The organism is Chryseobacterium sp. DT-167 (genome assembly GCF_058310155.1).
Genome location: NZ_JBZEEQ010000127.1, coordinates 1 through 539, shown reverse-complemented (window position 1 = coordinate 539; position 539 = coordinate 1). Strand labels below are relative to the sequence as shown.

Below are 539 nucleotides of genomic sequence, written 5' to 3'. Positions count from 1 at the left end.
GCCGGCCTACAGCGACGCCCTGAACGGCGTGGACAATGCGCAGCAGCTTGCGGCGAGCGGGGCAACGTCGAGTGCGGAGGCGTACGCGAACGCGGCAAGCGAGGTCGAGACCCTGACATCGGAATTGGACAACCTCATTGAACTCGTGAACGAAGCGAACGGTGTGAATCAGGACGCGGTCTCTGCAAACGCGGACTATCAGGCGGCTCTTGCTGGGATCACCGAGGAGGTGCAGGCGCAGAAGGATGCGTATGAGGAGGCGCACGGCACCCTCGACGGGTTCAACGCCAGCCTCGACCAGAACACCGAATCTGGTTCCGCCAACGCGTCATCCCTCTCGAACGTCGCTGCCGCCGCTCAGGAGGCCGCAGCAGCCCAGTACGAGGTCGACAAAACGACGATGGGCGCCCAGGCGGCGACGGACAAGTACATCGGGACGTTGGCATCGAATCGTCAGGCGTTCATCGATGCTGCCCTTGCTGCTGGGTACAACAAGAACGAGGTAACCAAGCTCGCGGACGAGGTGTACCGGATTCCGA

At 62.7% G+C, this 539-nt stretch carries 1 protein-coding gene; it reads left to right on the top strand.

The window, feature by feature from the left end; all coding sequences use genetic code 11:
* Window positions 1-539, top strand: a 539-nt coding sequence (locus AC4FQ5_RS20105; RefSeq protein ID WP_491146492.1) for a hypothetical protein, incomplete at both ends; no start/stop codon positions are given.